Source organism: Paraburkholderia sp. GW821-FHT02A12 (assembly GCF_059422005.1).
In genome coordinates, this window is the sequence record NZ_JBWKWA010000002.1 from 651702 (window position 1) to 667985 (window position 16284).

The window sequence follows — 16284 nt, forward strand, 5'->3', positions numbered from 1 at the left end:
GCGCTTTGTTCGACGGTATCGCTGGATCAATGCGAAGCCGCTGGGAGACGACGGTCACGCCAGGAACGGTGTTCCGGACGCGGGACAGGTCTGGAAACAAATGCACTGCGCTGACACAGCAATCGGCGCGCTCATGTTGTGCGACGCACCAATTGCGGATGTTTGGACTTTAGTCGCCCGCAGGCCCTGGCTTTTGATCTCGGTCAATGGAAGTGGGAGCGGGGAAGAATGGGTAACCGGTCGCTGAATGCTGCCTACGCGTGCGTGACGCGCGTGCCCGCCGTGGCGCTTGCCATCTCCTCGATGCGGTCGAGCGAGCCGATGACTGCCGGCCGGCCGGTGCGCGAGACGAACTCGCACACTGCCTCGACCTTCGGCCCCATTGAGCCGGCCGGAAAAGACATCGACCAGTGATGACGGGCAAGTCCGCCGCTTGACATGGATCATAAGAACGCTCTGATGCGCACCTATGCTCGTGGCATGCGCTGCGAATCGGATGTGCTGATGTGTCGAAGGATCGAGCGGACATGAACAACAGGCTGTTTCTCGTGCTTGCCGTCGCGGGGCTTGCGGCATGCACCACCCAGGCACGCGATGCTGCGCTTCGCGATACCGAGGTCCAGCTCGAGGAGGCGCGTGCCCACGCACGGGTAGATTGTTCCGTGCGCGCGGACTGCGATCGTCTATGGAGCTTGACGAAGACGTACGTCGCGCAACACTCGATAACGCCGATCCGCCGCGCAGACGAAACGGCAATCGAAACGGCCGAGCCGCATACTTACGGCACCGTCTATGTATGGGCGACAAGGACAACCGACGATCACGGCGCCTCGACGATCAGACTGAAAGCGATGTGCCGGGGCATGTATCGCGCCGACGGCAATCCGGGCTGGCTATACAGGACTTGCGCCGAACAGATTCGCGCGGTCGAGATGAACTTCCGGCCATTCGTCGGCGCTTCATCGTGACGGACGACCGAGCTGTCGATCTCCCGCTCACGCCTGATTCAGCGTCATTTCCCACAGGTTTGACGGAGATCAGTTTTTCGACTGGCCGCGGCGGTATCTTGCGACTGTTCTACAGCGGCCGCATGGAGGCCAAACAATGTCGGCGCATCTGGCAACACCACCCTCGACAATTCCGTCGGCCGCTAGCGACGGGTATGTGGTCGCTGTGCGAGGGGCAGTTGTCGACGTCACGTTTGCCGACGACACACTTCCCGCCGTCAACGACGCGCTCCTCATCCTGTCTGACGACCTCGCACCGGTTCTCGCCGAGGTGCAAGCCCATCTGAGCGAAACAACGGTGCGGGCGCTAGCGCTGCAATCGACGGCGGGATTGCGGCGCGGGGCCCGTGTGAGCGTCGGCGGCGGACCCATCGAAGCGCCTGTCGGCGAAACTGTTCTGGGCAGGCTGCTCGATGTGACTGGAGCGGCACGCGACGGCGGCGAAGCCTTATCCGCGCAGATCGAGCGTCGCCCGATTCATCGCGCAGCACCGCCGCTCGCATCGCAGAAAGGCACCACCACGCTTTTCGCCACGGGCATCAAGGTGATCGATCTGCTCGCGCCGCTTGCCCAGGGCGGCAAGGCGGCGATGTTCGGCGGAGCAGGGGTCGGCAAGACCGTGCTGGTCATGGAATTGATCCATGCAATGGTGGAGCGCTATCAAGGGATCTCCGTATTCGCGGGGGTCGGCGAACGCTCACGTGAAGGTCACGAAATGCTGCTCGACATGCGCACGTCCGGCGTGCTGACGCGCACCGTACTGGTTTATGGACAGATGAACGAGCCGCCCGGAGCCCGCTGGCGCGTGCCCTTTACGGCTCTGACGATCGCTGAGTATTTCCGCGACGAACACCGGCAAAACGTACTGCTGCTGATGGATAACGTGTTCCGTTTCGTGCAGGCGGGTGCGGAGGTGTCCGGCTTGCTGGGGCGTATGCCGTCCAGAGTCGGCTATCAGCCCACGCTCGCGAGCGAAGTCGCAAGCCTGCAGGAGCGCATCGTATCGGTCGGCGATGTTTCGGTCACAGCGATCGAAGCGGTGTACGTGCCGGCCGACGATTTCACCGACCCCGCAGTGACCGCTATCGCCGCGCACATCGACAGCATGGTTGTGCTGTCGCGCGCGATGGCCGCCGAAGGCATGTATCCAGCGATCGATCCGATCGCCTCGTCGTCGATCCTGCTCGATCCGCTTGTGGTCGGCGAGGAGCACGCGGCGGTCGCCACCGAGGTGCGCCGGATCATCGAGCATTACCGTGAGCTGCAGGACGTCATCTCATTGCTCGGTATCGAGGAACTGGGTGCCGAGGATCGCGCCCTCGTGGGGCGTGCCAGGCGCTTGCAGCGCTTCCTGACCCAGCCGTTCGCCGTGACCGAAGCCTTTACGGGCGAAGCGGGCCGTTCGGTGGCGCTCGCCGATACGATCGCTGGCTGCAAGGCGATTCTGGCCGGCGAGTGCGATGCGTGGCAGGAAAGCTCGCTTTACATGATCGGCACCCTTGACGAAGGCCGCCTTAAAGAGCAAACCGCCGCGCAAGACGGCGTGGCCCGCGCCATGGAGAACGCGAAATGAGCGGCGCACACCTGGCGCTGACGTTGGCGACGCCGTCGCATGTGTGGTTCGACGCCGTCGAGATCGTCTCCCTGCGCGCGGAAGATGAAAGCGGCTCGTTCGGCATCCGGGCTGGCCACGCCGACTTCGTTACGCTTCTGACGCCCTCGGTGGTCCGCTGGACGTGTGCGGATGGCTCGATCCACTTCTGTGCGATAGATCGCGGCGTGCTGCTGGTATCGCACGGAACGACGGTGTCCATTGCTTGCCGCGAAGCCGTCCCCGGCGACTCCCTGGAAGGCCTCGAAGCCGGCGTTCGCAGCCGCCACGTCAGTGAGGCCGACGCGGCGCGGCGCGCCCGCGTCGATCAGTTGCGGCTGCATGCTCGCGCGGTGCGCCAGATACTGCGCTATCTGCGGCCACGCGTAGGCGCCGACGGCGCGGGCGCTGAGCGCATGGGAGGCACCCTGCGATGAACGGGCGCCACAAAGACGAGCGCAAGCTGCGGGACGAGCGGATCGCCGACGCTGCCCGGCAGGCCGCCGAGCGCGATTCGCGCGGGCGCGAGGAGCCGGAGCCGTCGCTCGGCAGCCGGCTCGGCCAGATCGGCATCCTCGGCTGGGCCATCGTCCTGCCGACGTTAATGGGCCTCGCGCTGGGACATTGGCTGGACCGGACCTTCGGCACGCGCGTGTTCTTCTCGGCGCCGCTGCTGATGATCGGCGCGGCGGTGGGCTTCTGGTCGGCATGGAAATGGATGCACCGCCAGCAACGGAACCATCATGAATAATCCACTACCATCGATAGCGACCCAATTCGCGCTGGGACTTGCAGTCGGAACCCTGGCCGGCGCATGGCACTTCGTGTCGCTGCGCTGGAACTGGCCGTTGTTCGCAGCGGGCAAAGCGATGGCGGCATTAGCGTTGCAGCTTGCCAGGTTCGCGCTCACCGGCGCGCTGCTGCTGATGCTCGCGCGTTACGGCGCTCTGGCGCTGCTCGCGGGCATGATGGGGTTTCTGCTTGCGCGTGCTGTCGCGGTGCGCCGCCACGGAGGTGCCCGATGACCACCTCACCGCTGGCGACCGCGCCGCTGCTGCATATCGGTCCGCTATCCATTACGGAGCCGGTACTCGTCACCTGGGCGATCATGATTCTGGTGACCGCGGGGGCAGCCTTGCTCAGCCGAAGGTTGTCGATCGCGCCGAGCCGGCTGCAAACCGCTCTTGAACTGCTGGTCGTCACGATCGACCAGCAGATTCGCGACACCATGCAAACCGGGCCCGCCACTTACCGCGCGTTGATCGGTACGCTCTTCATCTTCGTGCTGATCGCCAACTGGTCCGCGCTCGTACCCGGCGTGACGCCGCCGACCGCGCATATCGAGACCGATGCCGCGCTGGCGCTGATCGTGCTGGGCGCCACGGTTTTCTACGGCATCCGCACGCGCGGCATGGCCGGCTACCTTGCGGCGTTCGCCGAGCCGAGCTGGATCATGATTCCGCTGAACGTCGTCGAGCAGATCACGCGGACGTTTTCACTCGTCGTGCGCCTGTTCGGCAATGTGATGAGCGGCGTGTTCGTGATCGGCATCATCCTGTCGCTCGCAGGTCTGCTCGTCCCCATTCCGCTGATGGCGCTGGACCTGCTGACCGGCGCCGTGCAAGCCTATATTTTTTCCGTGCTGGCGATGGTTTTCATCGGCGCGGCAATCAGCGATACCCATCACCCGGTCAGTATAAAAAAGGGCGAAATCTCATGAATAACCTTATCGAAGTTGTCAGCATCGCCGCCGCGGCGCTGGCCGTGTCGTTCGGCGCGATCGGGCCGGCCCTTGCCGAAGGCCGCGCAGTCGCCGCCGCGATGGATGCGATCGCGAGGCAGCCGGACTCATCAGGAACCGTGTCGCGCACGCTCTTCGTCGGGCTTGCAATGATCGAAACGATGGCGATCTATTGCCTTGTGGTCGCCTTGTTGCTGCTCTTCGCCAACCCGTTTGTCAAATAGGCGGCGGCCATGCGAATCGACTGGTCCACGCTCGCGCTGCAGACGATCAATGCGCTGGTGCTCATATGGCTGCTGGCGCGCTTCCTGTTCCGTCCGGTCGCGGACATCATCGCCGAGCGTCAGAAGGCGGCGCGGGCGCTGATCGCGGACGCCGACGCAGCGAAACTCGCAGCGGTCCTCGAGCGCGATGCGGCGGTGCGCGAGACGCAGCGCCTTGTCGCGGCTCGCGCTGACGCCATGAAAACGATCGCTGCGGAAGCTGAAGGCGAGAAGGCCGCACTGCTGGCCGCGGCGCATGCGGACGCGGACCGGCTGCGCGCGACAGCCGCCGCCGAAGCCGAGGCCGCGCGCCTTGAACAGGAAAAACTTCTCGCAGCCCGGGCGACGCAGCTCGCCGTCGATATCGCGGCAAAGCTGCTTGACCGGCTGCCTGAAAGCGCGCGCGTGAGCGGTTTTGTCGACGGTCTCGTCGACGGGATCGCGCAACTGCCCGCCGAGGTTCGCACAGAATTCGGCGCAACTGGCGTGGCGCTTTCGCTCGCCGCGCCACGCGCTCTGAGCCTGCAGGAGCAGGAGCGTTGCCGCGCCGCGCTCGCGGTCTGTCTGGGCGTGCCGGTTTCCCTTCAGATAGAAGTCGATCCTTCGCTGATCGCCGGATTGGAATTGACGGCAGCTCACGCGATAGTGCGCAACAGTTTCAAGGCAGATCTTGCGCAGATCAAAGCGGCGTTACTGAGTGGCGATCATGGGCTCCGCTGACATGACCGGCGATTCCCGGGATCCCTGGCTCACGGACCAGCGCGACGCACTCGCTCGAACCGTCATGAAGCCGCACGCGCAGACGCTCGGCCGCGTTGAACGTTTTGGCGACGGCATTGCATTTGTCTCAGGACTCCCGGATGCGGCCCTCAACGAACTGCTCCGCTTCGAAAGCGGCGCGACCGGCTTCGCGCACACGCTGGATGCGGATGTCATCAGTGTCGTCTTGCTCGACGACGCCACCGCCGTCGAAGCGGGCTCTTGCGTGACCCGTACCGGCGCCGTGCTGGAAGTGCCGGTCGGAGAAGGGCTGCTGGGGCGGGTGATCGACCCGCTCGGACGGCCGCTCGACCGCAACGACCCCATCGTCGCCGAATTGCGCATGCCGGTCGAACGGCCGGCGCCGGCGATCATCGAACGGGATCTGGTCAGCGAGCCGGTCGAAACGGGCGTGCTTCTGGTCGATGCACTGTTCGCGATCGGCCGCGGGCAGCGCGAGCTCATCATCGGCGACCGTGCCACGGGCAAGACCGCTTTGGCCGTCGACACGATCGTCAACCAGAAGCATTCGGACATGATCTGCGTCTATGTCGCGATTGGCCAGCGCACGACGGCTGTGCAGCGTGTGATCGAATCGCTGCGCCAGTACGGTGCGCCCGAGCGCTGCATCTTCGTTGTCGCGCCCGCGGCTTCAGCGCCGGGGCTGCAATGGATCGCGCCGTTCGCGGGCTTCACGATCGCCGAGTATTTTCGCGATCGTGGGCAGCACGTGCTGGTCGTGGTCGACGACCTGACAAAACACGCCGCGACGCATCGCGAGCTGGCGCTGCTGACGCGCGAGCCGCCGGGGCGCGAGGCCTATCCCGGCGACATCTTCTATGTCCACGCCCGCCTGCTCGAGCGCGCGGCGAAGCTGTCGGCCGCACTGGGTGGCGGCTCGCTGACCGCGTTGCCGATCGCGGAAACCGATATGGGCAACCTGTCCGCCTATATCCCGACCAACCTCATTTCGATTACGGATGGTCAGATCGTGCTCGATGCGGCGCTGTTCGCGGCGAACCAGCGCCCGGCGGTCGATGTGGGCTTAAGCGTGAGCCGTGTCGGCGGCAAGGCGCAGCATCCGGCTTTGCGAGGTGTGTCGGGACGCTTGCGCCTCGATTACGCGCAGTTCCTGGAACTGGAGATGTTCAGCCGGTTCGGGGGCCTGACGGATGCTCATGTCGCCGGCAAGATCGCCCGTGGGGAACGCATCCGCGCGCTGATCGCGCAGCCGCGTTTCAGCGCTTTGCGCACGCTCGACGAGATCGCGCTGCTGTCAGCACTGGCAGAGGGCGTGTTCGATTCGGCGCCGACTGGGATCGTCGCGCAGGTGCGCACGCAGCTGGCTGCGCATCTGGAGACCCAGCGCCTGCAAACCCAAATTGCGCAAGGCTTCTCGCGGTCGTCGCCCGCACCGTTGAGCGCTGACCTTCAAGCGGTGCTCGTCGGCGCGGTTCGTGAACTGGTGCAGCAGGTCGCGCCGACGGCCGGTAGCGGCACGGCAAGCAGCGGCACGGCAAGCAGCGGCACGGCAAGCAGCGGCACGGCAAGCAGCGGCACGGCAAGCAGCGGTACGGCAAGCAGTGGTACGGCAAGCAGCGGTACGGCAAGCAGCGGTATGGCAAGCAGTGGCACGGCCGGCAGCGGCACGGCAAGCAGCGGGAACGAATCATGAGCGGAAAACTCGCCGAAATCGAATCGCGCAGCGCTACCGCCCGGCAACTGGACGCTGTGATCGGAGCGATGCGCGGCATTGCGGCCGCCCGTTCGCGCGAAGCGCAACGGCGGCTGCCCGGTATCCGTTCCTCGGCCTCGACCGTCGGCGCGGCGATCGGCGCCGCGCTGGCCCACGCTTCGGGTGAACCTGCGCGCGTGCTGGAACGCGGCGCGCGGATCGTCATCGCGCTTTGCGCGGAGCAGGGTTTCGTCGGCTCGTTCAACGAGCAGATCCTCGACCGCGCGCGGCCTCGTCTGGCGTCGGCGCAGTGCGAACTCCTGCTCGTGGGTACGCGCGGCGAAATGGTGGCAAACGAACGCCGGCTGCCGTTTGCATGGCGTTCCCCCGCGCCGTCCCATGCCGACGACGTGCCGGCGCTCGCCAGCCGGATCACCGATGCGCTTTATACCCGTCTTGGCGATCGAAGCGTGACCCATGTCTCGGTCGTTCACGCCATCCCGGGCATCGCCGCGCATAGCGAGATCGTCGAACACAGCCTGATTCCGTTCGATTTTTCTCGGTTTTCCGTTGCGCGGGGCGCCCAACCGCCGTTACTCACGTTACCCGCCGACCATCTGCTTGCCGGATTGGTCGAAGCCTATGTGTATGTCGAGTTGTGCGAGGCGTTGATGCTGTCGTTCGCCGCCGAGAACGAAGCGCGAATGCGCGCGATGCTGGCCGCGCGCGCCAATGTGAAGGAAACGCTTGCCGAACTCACGCAAACCTACCGGCAGGTCCGTCAGGAAGAGATCACGGCCGATATCGTGGAACTCGCGGCGGGGGCCGGGGCCGGGGCCGGCGTCTGAACGGTACAAGCGTGCCGCGCGGTTCCATCACGACGCGGCACAGTGAGCCACAGTGAGCCACAGTGACCGCTAGCGATCTCCGAACGTCGAAAACGCCTTGTACACGATCCGCGGATCATGCTGGCCTTTGTAGACCTCGGGTGCTGCAAGATCGAGTCCAAGCAGTGCGTACACCGCACTCTGCGCCGAGCGCACCGAGTATTCGACGGTGAAGACGACATCGTTGGGCAACTCGCAGAACTGTCCCGTGAATGCCAGATTTTGCCAGCCGTCCGGCACCACGTCCGGCCGGTCGCCTTTGCTGCGCCGCAGGAACTGGCTCGTGATGAACGGCATCATGCACGGAATGCAGTTGGCGCGCTCGAGAATGCGGGATGCTTCTGATTCGATCCGCAGATGGCCGAGGATTTCAGTCAGAATTTCGCGGCCGGTGCAGGCCGACATCGGCTTCCTGACGAAATCGCCGGGCTGGTCGACCCGCAAGCCGTAGCCCCACAACACCTGCACGTCCGCGGGTTGGCCGATGAAATGCGGCTGATGCGGCACCACGATGGAGGCAAGCCAGCTCGACTCCGCAAAGGTAATCAGCCCGCCTTCACCTGGCGTATTTCCCGTCATGTCGCGGATCAGCCGGAACAGCGTCGGGTCGCGCAACGTCACCGTGAACGACAGCCACTTCGACTCGTCGATATGATCCGCGAAAACGGCAGGGTGGCCAAATTCGGACCGGCCCGCGGCGATCGTCTTCCAAAGGGCCCAGGCGCCCGTGCCGTCGACGGTATTCAAAGGCGCAGGGTGATCCATGCCGCCCAGGCTGGAACCGGCTGTCATCGATCCGAGCGTGACGATGACCTTGTCTGCCGCTCGAACCGGTATCTCCAGGCGCTGATGGGCGGTTTCGCAGACGATGCCGCGAACCCGGTTCTCCAGGCCGGTTTCGTCGAACAACAGGTCGATCACCCGGGTGTTCGGCTGGAACGCAACGCCGTGGTCGTCCAGCCAGCGGCGCAGCGGCCGGACCATCGAGTCGTACTGGTTATAGACCGTGCGCATGATGCCGTGCAACTGGTTGAATCCGGAGGACATATGCGCGAAGCGCAGCAGATAGCGGCGGAATTCGACCACGCTATGCCAGGGCTGGAACGCGAACGTCGTACACCACATCACCCAGAAATTGGTCTCGAAGAAAGACGAATCGAAGTGATCGGAAATCCGGCTGTTGCCGAGCATGATTTCGGGCTCGATCGACAGGCGGCCCAGCGTCAGCAGGTGCTGTTCATCCAGTCCGTAAGCGGGTGAATCTTCGCGTTTGCCATTCCTGACGAGCCGCGACCTCGACGAGGTTCTGATGGTTTCGTTCCAGTCGAATATTTCCTGTGTCACGCTTTTGCGGCCGTCCAGCGCCGGTATCGACGAGAACAGGTCATAGGTGCACAGATACTTGCTTTCGAGCATGCGGCCGCCGCGCACGACGTAGCCGCTTTCCGCCGAACCCGAGCCGTCGAGGCTGCCGCCTGGCTTGCCGAGCGCTTCCAGAATGGTGATGTCGCAACCGCGCACGTGCCCGTCGCGGATCAGGAAGGCCGCTGCCGCCAGCGAAGCGATGCCGCCGCCGACGAGGTGGAACCTGGCGTCCTCTGCGCGGTAACTGTCGACTTCAGCGGTAAGGGCGCGTTCGGGAGTCTGATCAGAGTTTTGCACGTCGAAATTCCTTCTCATGTTCGTCGCCGTCTGGATGCAGGCGGGGCGCCCGGAGGCGCGCGGCGGATGTTAGTCCAACATACCCGCGGCGCCGGCGGTCCGATTGAGTTGGATCAAGCACCGATCACGAACGCGCGCTTGATTGCCCCGCGCTTGATTGCCCCGATATCGCGCGATCAGGTTCGTGCGCAGCTGCGGCCAATTGCCGGCGCGGCTTCGGCATATCTCGCAACTTCATGATCCGTGTCAAAACCGGCCGGGGTCGCGCTCATACGATGGTTCAGCACGTGGCGTTATCCCGCCTGCCGAAGCGGCGACGTCATGAACGGGCGCTGGCCGGGATCGGCGCCGTCAATCAGCGTCGTAACCTCGGATGCGGTGGCGAAATGAGCAATGGTTTTCGCGTAGCCGGCTTGGGCGGTGTCGATCCGCATGACGACGCACGGGCGGTGCGCACCTGGCGTTGGTTACAGTGGGTCCTGTTCGGCTTCAGCCTGCTCGCCATTCCCGCCTTCTATTTCGAACTGGCCGTTGACTCACTTGTGTTTCATCAGATGGGTCGGGCGCTATACGCATGCATGGTGGCCGGCTTCGCGGCTTCGTTGGCCTGGATGACGCATCTGAGCCGCAAGCCCAGGCGGTTTCTCATGCGAAATCGCTACGACGTTCTGATCGCGGCCGGAGCCGGAGTCAGCGTCGCATGGGGCGTCTCTCCGTGGTCGTCGCTCGAGTGGGTTTTGCGCATTCTGTTCATGGGACTGGTGGCGGCGCGAATCGTGGTGTCGCTGCGCGGATTCTTCTCGCCCAACCGATTGTTTCTGTTGCTCGCAACGGCAGCGGCGCTGCTTGCGTCGGCGGGGGCTGGGTTTTACTGGCTCGAACCAGGCGTGCACACCTATGCCGAGGGCGTCTGGCTCGCGTTCGAAAGCAGCGCGACAGTCGGGTACGGAGACATGGCGCCGACGACCCCCGCATCGCGCGTCTTTGCCGCTTTCGTCGTATTGCTCGGCTACGGTCTGCTATCGCTGGTGTTCGCCAGCATTGCAGCCATCTTTGTCGAACAGGAAGAACGTCTGCTGCGCCGTGAGATGCATCGCGACATCAAGACTTTGCAAGCGGAAATCGCCTTGCTGCGAAAAGAAGTAGGCAGTCTGGGCGCCAAAGTGCAGGTCGGTGAAGATTCCATCGGGCAAGATCGGCCATCCGGTGTGCGCGATTGATCCAGGCGGATTCGCTGATGGTGGAATCGCGTCGACCGGATAAAGCGTGTGCCTCCGCAATGGCCAACTCGCGCCTCGGCTTGTCTGCGGCCGCGTCTTCATGCGTATAGAAAATCTAAAAAATGGCAGCCGACGCTTTCATCGGCGGAATACCCCATGATTTTCCGTGTATATCAGGCCAGCGCGCAGCTAGCCAATGCGTTGACACAAGTCAATTGCCCCGCGCCGTTCGCGCCGATTATTCAATCATGCCGCCAGTCATACGTCGCTACCGCGGCGACCTGACTGCGCAGGGAGGCACGCCCGACCGCTCACGCACACCCGGCGAATGAATCTGAAGTTCCGCAAAAAAGCGATGGAATCGGCAGCGTCGTCGGACCCTGCCGGCAACGATGTACCGCCGATCTTCCTGGAGTCGCGAAAGAAGCCGGCCTCACCAGAGAAATCGCGGCATGTCTGGGAGAACAGTGATGGGTGTCGGCATGCAAATCGTCTATCTAGGCTTTGCCGGGACTTCGCAGATCGAAGGCGAGGCGGCTACGCAACTGATGCGCCTCGAACGGTTCAGCAAGTCTATCGCGGGCTGTCACCTGGCAATCGAAGCTATTCGTGAACGGCCGGGAGGTGCCGGAACCGGCGCGCCTGCCACCGACATCCGCTGTCCGGTTTTCGACGCGCGGCTCGACCTGATCATGCGCAACGGGGAGTTCGTGCCGATCGAGCATTGCCTGAACGCCGATCCGAACATAGCGGTACGGGCCGCATTCGATGTCGCCGAGCGCAAACTCGACCGACGCCCGGTTTGAACGCGATGCCGGACAAGCTTGCCTCCGCTGCGGCGCCGTGGCCATTTTTCCAACGCTCCTTGAGGAGGGCGTCATGTACGCAAATATTCTGGTGGCAGTGGACGGCAGTGAAGCGTCGAAGCGCGCGGTGGACGAGGGCATCCGGATGGCCAAACTGTCGGGCGGCAAGCTGACGGCGGTCTATGTGCTGGACCAGTCCGGGGCGTTCACGTATGCGGGTGCCTGCGATCCGCATCTGCTGACCGACACGGAGCGCCAGGTCGGGCGCGGCTTTCTCGACGAGGCTTGCGCGAAGATGCAGGCGCTCGGCGTGGCGGGTGATTCGGAGATCGTCGAAACGCAAGGCATCGCCGAGGACATTGCCGGTTGCCTCGCTCGCTGCGCCGAGCGGCGCGGCGCGGAGCTTGTCGTGATGGGCACGCATGGGCGGCGCGGCATGCGGCGCATGGTGATCGGCAGTGTCGCGGAGCATTTCGTGCGGCACGCCCCATGTCCCGTGTTGTTGATTCGGGAAACGCCGGCCGAGGCTTGAGTGTTCTTCAGCGGCGCGGCCGTTCACATTTTGCCGCGGCGCGCTGCACGCTTGATACACATCAATCGGCCTCTGACGGCGTCGCCTACATTGAACGGACTGCTGCCGCGAACTCGACCGCGAGATGAGCGCGGTACGAGCGCGGTACCTAGGCAAATCGTCTGGCCACGACCGGAGGAGCACCATGGAATCTGAATTCACCACGCCGCTTGATGCGTATCGAGCGAACCTGGAGTTCGCACTCAACGGTTCAGCGCAAGGAGAACACCATGTCGGCTAAGCGAGTTGCTTTCATCACCGGCGGCATGGGCGGGCTCGGCGCCGCCATCAGCCGGCGTCTGCACGACGCCGGCATGGTCGTCGCCATGTCGCATTCCGAGCGCAACGACCACGTCGCCACCTGGCTCATGCACGAACGCGATGCCGGCCGCCGTTTTCATGCGTACGAGGCGGACGTGACCAGCTTCGAATCGTGCGCGCATTGCGCTGAACGCGTGCTCAAGGAGTTTGGCTCAGTCGACGTGCTCGTCAACAATGCGGGCATCACGCGCGATTCGACCTTGGCCAGGATGAACAAAGACGATTGGGATGCGGTGCTGCGCACCGATCTCGATTCACTGTTCAATATGACCAAACCGTTGCTGAAAGGGATGGTCGAGCAACGGTTCGGGCGCATCGTCAACATCGGCTCGGTGAACGGCGCTCGCGGCGCGTTTGGTCAGACCAACTATGCGGCGGCCAAGGCCGGCATTCACGGCTTCACGATGTCGCTGGCGCTGGAGGTCGCGAAACATGGCGTGACGGTCAACACGGTGTCGCCCGGTTATCTGGCGACACCGATGACCGCCGCGATTCCCAAGGACGTGATGGACGCCAGAATCCTGCCGCAAATACCGGTCGGCCGGCTCGGTCAACCTGACGAGGTCGCGGCGCTCGTCGCGTTTCTCTGTTCGGACGACGCGGGTTTCGTCACTGGCGCGGACTTCGCAATCAACGGCGGCATGCATATGCGATGACAGCCGCGCGGCCGAGACGCATGCGCTGAAGGTCATCATCGAGGTCGCGTAGACGGCGCCGCTTGCGCGCAGAGATTCGACGGGCTGTTCAGGAGAGCGGCGAGGCCGGGCGAGCAATGCGGCCGAGCCACACTCAATGTAGTCAGATGTCCATGACGTTCGTGGATGAATCAAGGAGATACACGATGAGCAACTTGACCCGTTTTGACCCGTTTCAGCTTGAACCCATGTCGGAACTCTTTCAGGGCTTGTTCCGCCCGCTGCGTGGCGCGGGCGGCGATGCACCGCTGGCCGACATCAAGGTCGACGTGACGGAAAGCGATACCGCATACGCAGTGAAGGCCGAACTGCCGGGTGTCGAAAAGGACGATATCGACGTGAAAATCGACGGCAACCTCGTCTCGATCAGCGCCAAGGTGGAACGCAATCAGGAACTGAAGGAGGGCGAGCGCGTGATTCGGCGCGAGCGGTATTCGGGCGCGGTCAGCCGGTCGTTTTCGCTCGCGAGCGAGATCGACGAAGCCACGGCTGCTGCGCAGTACAAGGACGGCGTCCTCTCGTTGACGCTGCCCAAGAAGGCGGCTTCCGAGCGCAAGCGTCTGCCGATCGCGTGATTGACGCCGCGCCGGGCTGGTAGCTGCACGTCCCGGCGCGGCTGCATCTTTGCAGGCCATCAAGGAGCGGACAATGAAATCGGACATGGAACTGAAAGGGCAGGTCGAGGACGAGCTGGCGTGGGATCCGGCGGTCGACATCACGGACATCGGTGTCGAAGTGCGCGACCGTGTGGTGACGCTGTCCGGACACCCGACCAGCTACGCCGAGAAACTCGCGGCTGAAAAGGCCGCGCAGCGGGTGGCCGGCGTGAAGGCGGTCGTCGTGGAAATGGACGTTCGCCTCCTGCATACAGACGTACGAACCGATGAAGATATCGCCAACGCCGTTCGCACGATCCTGCGATGGACCGTCGGTCTGTCCGAGGAGACCGTCAAGGTGCAGGTCGAGAAAGGCTGGGTGACGTTGAGCGGCGAGGTGGATTGGGCGTATCGGAGCCATGTTGCAATGCGCACCGTCGCGCACATGCGGGGCGTCACGGGTGTGTCGAACCTGATCCGGATAGGCGGCGACGCCGCCGCCCAGGATATCGGCGATCAGATTAGCCAGGCATTGCAACGGCACGCCGAGCGTGAAGCGAAACACATCGAGATCAAGGTGCACGAAGGCACCGTCACGTTGACCGGCAAGGTCGACTCCGCCGCCGAGCGATCGGCCGTACGCGGAGCGGCATGGTCGGCGCCGGGCGTGCACACGGTCGTCGACTATCTGACGATAGGCTAACTTGCGGCGCGGGGCCGGGCGCGCTTCTTTGGGGCGGCATCGGCTTTGCGCGGCCGAAAAAATCAGGAGTCACTCATGGCACTTTCGGGTAGCGTCCGCGACAACGACTGGTCGGTGTCGGTGGTGACGCATCAGACGGCTGACGGCTTCTGTTGCTCGATCCAGCTCAACCACAATGCGCCGGAAGGCGTTTTCCATCACGAGTTCACACACAGCGGTATTTTCCCCACTGAACGCGAAGCGGTGCTCGCCGGTTTGCACGAAGGCATGGTATGGGTGCAGCTCAAGATAGCGAAGACGCTCTCGCTTTAGGCGCGTGAAAGGGCGTGCGGGGCGCGCGGCAACTGCCGCGGGTAGGGGCATCGAGGGTGGAAGCGGTTCGCCCGATGGCCTCATCTCGCTGTACGCAACCAGCTTATATCGGTGCCAGCGCTGATCCACATCAAAAAATACCGGCCGTTATGGACGTAGTGTGAACAAAGACACCAACCGAAACAGCGAAGGAGTCTCGCCATGCGTGCATCAGATGTAATGACCAGTAACGTCGTATCCGCCAAACCTGACATGACCGTGAGCGAGGTTGCCAGGATGCTGGTGGACAAGGGAATCAGCGGCGCGCCGGTAATCGACGCGGCAGAACATGTCGTAGGCATGATCAGCGAAGGCGACCTGCTGCGCCGGGAAGAGCTCGGCACCGATCAACGCCGGCGCTCCTGGTGGCTCGATCTTTTTTCGTCAAGCAATGACGCCAGGGATTACATCAAGACGCATGCACTCAAAGTTCAAGACGTGATGACCACCCCGGTCATCTCTGTAGACGAAGACACGCCTCTGAGCGAAGTAGCCAACATCCTGGAGAGGCGGCGTATCAAACGTGTTCCTGTGACAAGGGCGGGTCATCTTGTGGGCATCGTCAGCCGCGCGAATCTTGTGCAGGCATTGGCCAGCATTCCCGAAGAGCGGGCGCCGGACGTGGCCCTCTCGGATCGGGAGATTCGTGCGACGCTGATGGGTGAAATGACTGGCCACAATTGGGCATTTGCCGGGCGCAACATCGTCGTGATCGATGGTGTTGTCCACCTATGGGGCGTCTTTCATTCGATGGAGGCGGTCCAGGCCGTTCGCGTGGCGGCAGAAAGCATTCCCGGAGTGAAGCGGGTGGAAGACCATACTGAACCTTACCCGGTGTTGCCGGGCATATAAAAGGTCAAGCGCGAAACTCCTGGGCCGGGGAGTCTCGTGATCGAGGCGTTCGATCTTCGGGGGGCGGGCCGCAATGCTGACCTCGGCGCGCTTATCCCGGAACCTCGGTGAGCCGCACGGCTCAGAGTCGGTCTGCCCTGACGAGTGCGGTCAGCTTTTCCCGTTCGGTAGCAACGTCTTCCTTATCGGCCGACGGCCAGTCGAGAACAACGCCGTCGTCGAGCGATTCCCGTACCAGCGACGAGTAATCCCACTTGCTCAGCTTCCCCGATTGCAGCGCTTGCCCGATATCACGCCGGAGATCCACCGGGAAGCTGGCATAGGCGCCTGATAGTGCCGCGTACTGTCGGGCGTCGATTTCGGCGGACGAGTGAATTGAGGCCCAGGATACGACGGCGACAATTGCCATGAACGGCACTGCCGTGTAGCGGAGAATGAACTTGATGGGTGTCATTGCACGTTTTCGGGAGGATTCGATGAGGTCGGCGCGCGGCACTTTGTCACAGAAATAGTCGGCCCGCCACGCTTCATAAAGCTGACTATACTGAAAGAAGTTGTCTTGATTCAGGTGTGATTGGCTCAAG

The 16284-nt window shown here is 63.5% G+C and carries 21 protein-coding genes; 18 read left to right on the plus strand and 3 right to left on the minus strand.

The features are described 5' to 3' along the window. Window positions 1–254: 254 nt before the first annotated feature. Window positions 255–404 (minus strand): hypothetical protein, encoded by a 150-nt coding sequence (locus tag AC07WT_RS24130; protein ID WP_494948881.1) that lies wholly within the window; start codon window positions 402–404, stop codon window positions 255–257. A gap of 123 nt (window positions 405–527) precedes the next feature. Here AC07WT_RS24130 and AC07WT_RS24135 point away from each other — a divergent pair, with 123 nt between their 5' ends. The 10 genes from AC07WT_RS24135 to AC07WT_RS24180 all read left to right on the plus strand — a co-directional run bounded on the left by AC07WT_RS24135 (window position 528) and on the right by AC07WT_RS24180 (window position 7884). After that, window positions 528–968 (plus strand): hypothetical protein, encoded by a 441-nt coding sequence (locus tag AC07WT_RS24135; RefSeq protein ID WP_494948882.1) that lies wholly within the window; start codon window positions 528–530, stop codon window positions 966–968. Window positions 969–1104: 136 nt separating this feature from the next. Continuing rightward, complete coding sequence (gene atpD / locus AC07WT_RS24140) at window positions 1105–2580, plus strand: F0F1 ATP synthase subunit beta (protein ID WP_494948883.1); 1476 nt, start codon at window positions 1105–1107, stop codon at window positions 2578–2580. Continuing rightward, a complete protein-coding gene (locus AC07WT_RS24145) occupies window positions 2577–3035 on the plus strand; it encodes a F0F1 ATP synthase subunit epsilon (protein WP_494948884.1) in 459 nt (152 codons plus the stop codon). Before atpD ends, AC07WT_RS24145 begins: the two co-directional genes overlap by 4 nt. Next, entirely contained in the window at window positions 3032–3349 is a 318-nt protein-coding gene (locus AC07WT_RS24150; RefSeq protein WP_492595687.1) for an AtpZ/AtpI family protein, read from the plus strand. The genes AC07WT_RS24145 and AC07WT_RS24150 overlap by 4 nt, the downstream gene beginning before the upstream one ends. Further along, entirely contained in the window at window positions 3342–3623 is a 282-nt protein-coding gene (locus tag AC07WT_RS24155) for an N-ATPase subunit AtpR (protein WP_494948885.1), read from the plus strand. Before AC07WT_RS24150 ends, AC07WT_RS24155 begins: the two co-directional genes overlap by 8 nt. Continuing rightward, on the plus strand, window positions 3620–4318 hold the full coding sequence (locus tag AC07WT_RS24160) for a F0F1 ATP synthase subunit A (protein ID WP_494948886.1): 699 nt from the start codon (window positions 3620–3622) through the stop codon (window positions 4316–4318). Before AC07WT_RS24155 ends, AC07WT_RS24160 begins: the two co-directional genes overlap by 4 nt. Beyond that, window positions 4315–4563 (plus strand): F0F1 ATP synthase subunit C, encoded by a 249-nt coding sequence (locus tag AC07WT_RS24165; protein WP_492595684.1) that lies wholly within the window; start codon window positions 4315–4317, stop codon window positions 4561–4563. Before AC07WT_RS24160 ends, AC07WT_RS24165 begins: the two co-directional genes overlap by 4 nt. A gap of 9 nt (window positions 4564–4572) precedes the next feature. Continuing rightward, a complete protein-coding gene (locus AC07WT_RS24170) occupies window positions 4573–5322 on the plus strand; it encodes a F0F1 ATP synthase subunit delta (protein ID WP_494948887.1) in 750 nt (249 codons plus the stop codon). After that, the gene (locus AC07WT_RS24175) at window positions 5309–7036 is read left to right on the plus strand and encodes a F0F1 ATP synthase subunit alpha (protein ID WP_494948888.1); all 1728 of its coding nucleotides are present in this window, start codon (window positions 5309–5311) and stop codon (window positions 7034–7036) included. Before AC07WT_RS24170 ends, AC07WT_RS24175 begins: the two co-directional genes overlap by 14 nt. Next, window positions 7033–7884, plus strand: coding sequence for a F0F1 ATP synthase subunit gamma (locus AC07WT_RS24180; RefSeq protein ID WP_494948889.1), 852 nt, complete (start codon window positions 7033–7035; stop codon window positions 7882–7884). The genes AC07WT_RS24175 and AC07WT_RS24180 overlap by 4 nt, the downstream gene beginning before the upstream one ends. A 69-nt stretch (window positions 7885–7953) precedes the next feature. Here the strand turns inward: AC07WT_RS24180 and AC07WT_RS24185 are convergent, their stop codons facing one another. Then, window positions 7954–9585 carry an oleate hydratase gene (locus AC07WT_RS24185; protein ID WP_494948890.1) on the minus strand — a complete coding sequence of 544 codons (1632 nt, stop codon included), beginning with the start codon at window positions 9583–9585 and terminating at the stop codon, window positions 7954–7956. 386 nt (window positions 9586–9971) lie between these two features. Between AC07WT_RS24185 and AC07WT_RS24190 the strand changes: the two genes are divergently transcribed. The 8 genes from AC07WT_RS24190 to AC07WT_RS24225 all read left to right on the plus strand — a co-directional run bounded on the left by AC07WT_RS24190 (window position 9972) and on the right by AC07WT_RS24225 (window position 15700). Next, window positions 9972–10805: a potassium channel family protein gene (locus AC07WT_RS24190; RefSeq protein WP_494948891.1), complete on the plus strand. Its 834-nt coding sequence runs from the start codon at window positions 9972–9974 to the stop codon at window positions 10803–10805. 452 nt (window positions 10806–11257) lie between these two features. Next, window positions 11258–11611: a hypothetical protein gene (locus AC07WT_RS24195; protein WP_494948892.1), complete on the plus strand. Its 354-nt coding sequence runs from the start codon at window positions 11258–11260 to the stop codon at window positions 11609–11611. Window positions 11612–11684: 73 nt separating this feature from the next. Continuing rightward, complete coding sequence (locus AC07WT_RS24200) at window positions 11685–12143, plus strand: universal stress protein (RefSeq protein ID WP_492595678.1); 459 nt, start codon at window positions 11685–11687, stop codon at window positions 12141–12143. A 269-nt stretch (window positions 12144–12412) separates the two neighbouring features. Further along, window positions 12413–13159, plus strand: a complete 747-nt coding sequence (locus tag AC07WT_RS24205) for a beta-ketoacyl-ACP reductase (protein WP_494948893.1) — start codon at window positions 12413–12415, stop codon at window positions 13157–13159. Window positions 13160–13344: 185 nt separating this feature from the next. Further along, window positions 13345–13773 (plus strand): Hsp20/alpha crystallin family protein, encoded by a 429-nt coding sequence (locus AC07WT_RS24210; protein WP_494948894.1) that lies wholly within the window; start codon window positions 13345–13347, stop codon window positions 13771–13773. Between the two features lie 73 nt (window positions 13774–13846). After that, complete coding sequence (locus AC07WT_RS24215; protein ID WP_492595675.1) at window positions 13847–14497, plus strand: BON domain-containing protein; 651 nt, start codon at window positions 13847–13849, stop codon at window positions 14495–14497. A 75-nt stretch (window positions 14498–14572) separates the two neighbouring features. Further along, entirely contained in the window at window positions 14573–14809 is a 237-nt protein-coding gene (locus AC07WT_RS24220) for a UDP-glucose 4-epimerase (RefSeq protein ID WP_494948895.1), read from the plus strand. A gap of 201 nt (window positions 14810–15010) precedes the next feature. Beyond that, window positions 15011–15700, plus strand: coding sequence for a CBS domain-containing protein (locus AC07WT_RS24225; RefSeq protein WP_494948896.1), 690 nt, complete (start codon window positions 15011–15013; stop codon window positions 15698–15700). Between the two features lie 121 nt (window positions 15701–15821). Here AC07WT_RS24225 and AC07WT_RS24230 read toward each other — a convergent pair whose 3' ends face one another. Beyond that, complete coding sequence (locus AC07WT_RS24230; protein ID WP_494951031.1) at window positions 15822–16154, minus strand: hypothetical protein; 333 nt, start codon at window positions 16152–16154, stop codon at window positions 15822–15824. Between the last annotated feature and the right edge of the window lie 130 nt (window positions 16155–16284).

Bases quoted from the DNA above. Each gene is read 5' to 3' on its own strand.
- atpD (WP_494948883.1), top strand. From the start codon at position 1,105: ATGTCGGCGCATCTGGCAACACCACCCTCGACAATTCCGTCGGCCGCT.
- AC07WT_RS24155 (WP_494948885.1), top strand. From the start codon at position 3,342: ATGAATAATCCACTACCATCGATAGCGACCCAATTCGCGCTGGGACTT.
- AC07WT_RS24170 (WP_494948887.1), top strand. From the start codon at position 4,573: ATGCGAATCGACTGGTCCACGCTCGCGCTGCAGACGATCAATGCGCTG.
- AC07WT_RS24210 (WP_494948894.1), top strand. From the start codon at position 13,345: ATGAGCAACTTGACCCGTTTTGACCCGTTTCAGCTTGAACCCATGTCG.
- AC07WT_RS24190 (WP_494948891.1), top strand. From the start codon at position 9,972: ATGAGCAATGGTTTTCGCGTAGCCGGCTTGGGCGGTGTCGATCCGCAT.
- AC07WT_RS24160 (WP_494948886.1), top strand. From the start codon at position 3,620: ATGACCACCTCACCGCTGGCGACCGCGCCGCTGCTGCATATCGGTCCG.
- AC07WT_RS24175 (WP_494948888.1), top strand. From the start codon at position 5,309: ATGGGCTCCGCTGACATGACCGGCGATTCCCGGGATCCCTGGCTCACG.
- AC07WT_RS24220 (WP_494948895.1), top strand. From the start codon at position 14,573: ATGGCACTTTCGGGTAGCGTCCGCGACAACGACTGGTCGGTGTCGGTG.
- AC07WT_RS24195 (WP_494948892.1), top strand. From the start codon at position 11,258: ATGTCTGGGAGAACAGTGATGGGTGTCGGCATGCAAATCGTCTATCTA.
- AC07WT_RS24165 (WP_492595684.1), top strand. From the start codon at position 4,315: ATGAATAACCTTATCGAAGTTGTCAGCATCGCCGCCGCGGCGCTGGCC.
- AC07WT_RS24215 (WP_492595675.1), top strand. From the start codon at position 13,847: ATGAAATCGGACATGGAACTGAAAGGGCAGGTCGAGGACGAGCTGGCG.
- AC07WT_RS24180 (WP_494948889.1), top strand. From the start codon at position 7,033: ATGAGCGGAAAACTCGCCGAAATCGAATCGCGCAGCGCTACCGCCCGG.
- AC07WT_RS24205 (WP_494948893.1), top strand. From the start codon at position 12,413: ATGTCGGCTAAGCGAGTTGCTTTCATCACCGGCGGCATGGGCGGGCTC.
- AC07WT_RS24150 (WP_492595687.1), top strand. From the start codon at position 3,032: ATGAACGGGCGCCACAAAGACGAGCGCAAGCTGCGGGACGAGCGGATC.
- AC07WT_RS24135 (WP_494948882.1), top strand. From the start codon at position 528: ATGAACAACAGGCTGTTTCTCGTGCTTGCCGTCGCGGGGCTTGCGGCA.
- AC07WT_RS24145 (WP_494948884.1), top strand. From the start codon at position 2,577: ATGAGCGGCGCACACCTGGCGCTGACGTTGGCGACGCCGTCGCATGTG.
- AC07WT_RS24225 (WP_494948896.1), top strand. From the start codon at position 15,011: ATGCGTGCATCAGATGTAATGACCAGTAACGTCGTATCCGCCAAACCT.
- AC07WT_RS24130 (WP_494948881.1), bottom strand. From the start codon at position 404: ATGTCTTTTCCGGCCGGCTCAATGGGGCCGAAGGTCGAGGCAGTGTGC.
- AC07WT_RS24230 (WP_494951031.1), bottom strand. From the start codon at position 16,154: ATGACACCCATCAAGTTCATTCTCCGCTACACGGCAGTGCCGTTCATG.
- AC07WT_RS24200 (WP_492595678.1), top strand. From the start codon at position 11,685: ATGTACGCAAATATTCTGGTGGCAGTGGACGGCAGTGAAGCGTCGAAG.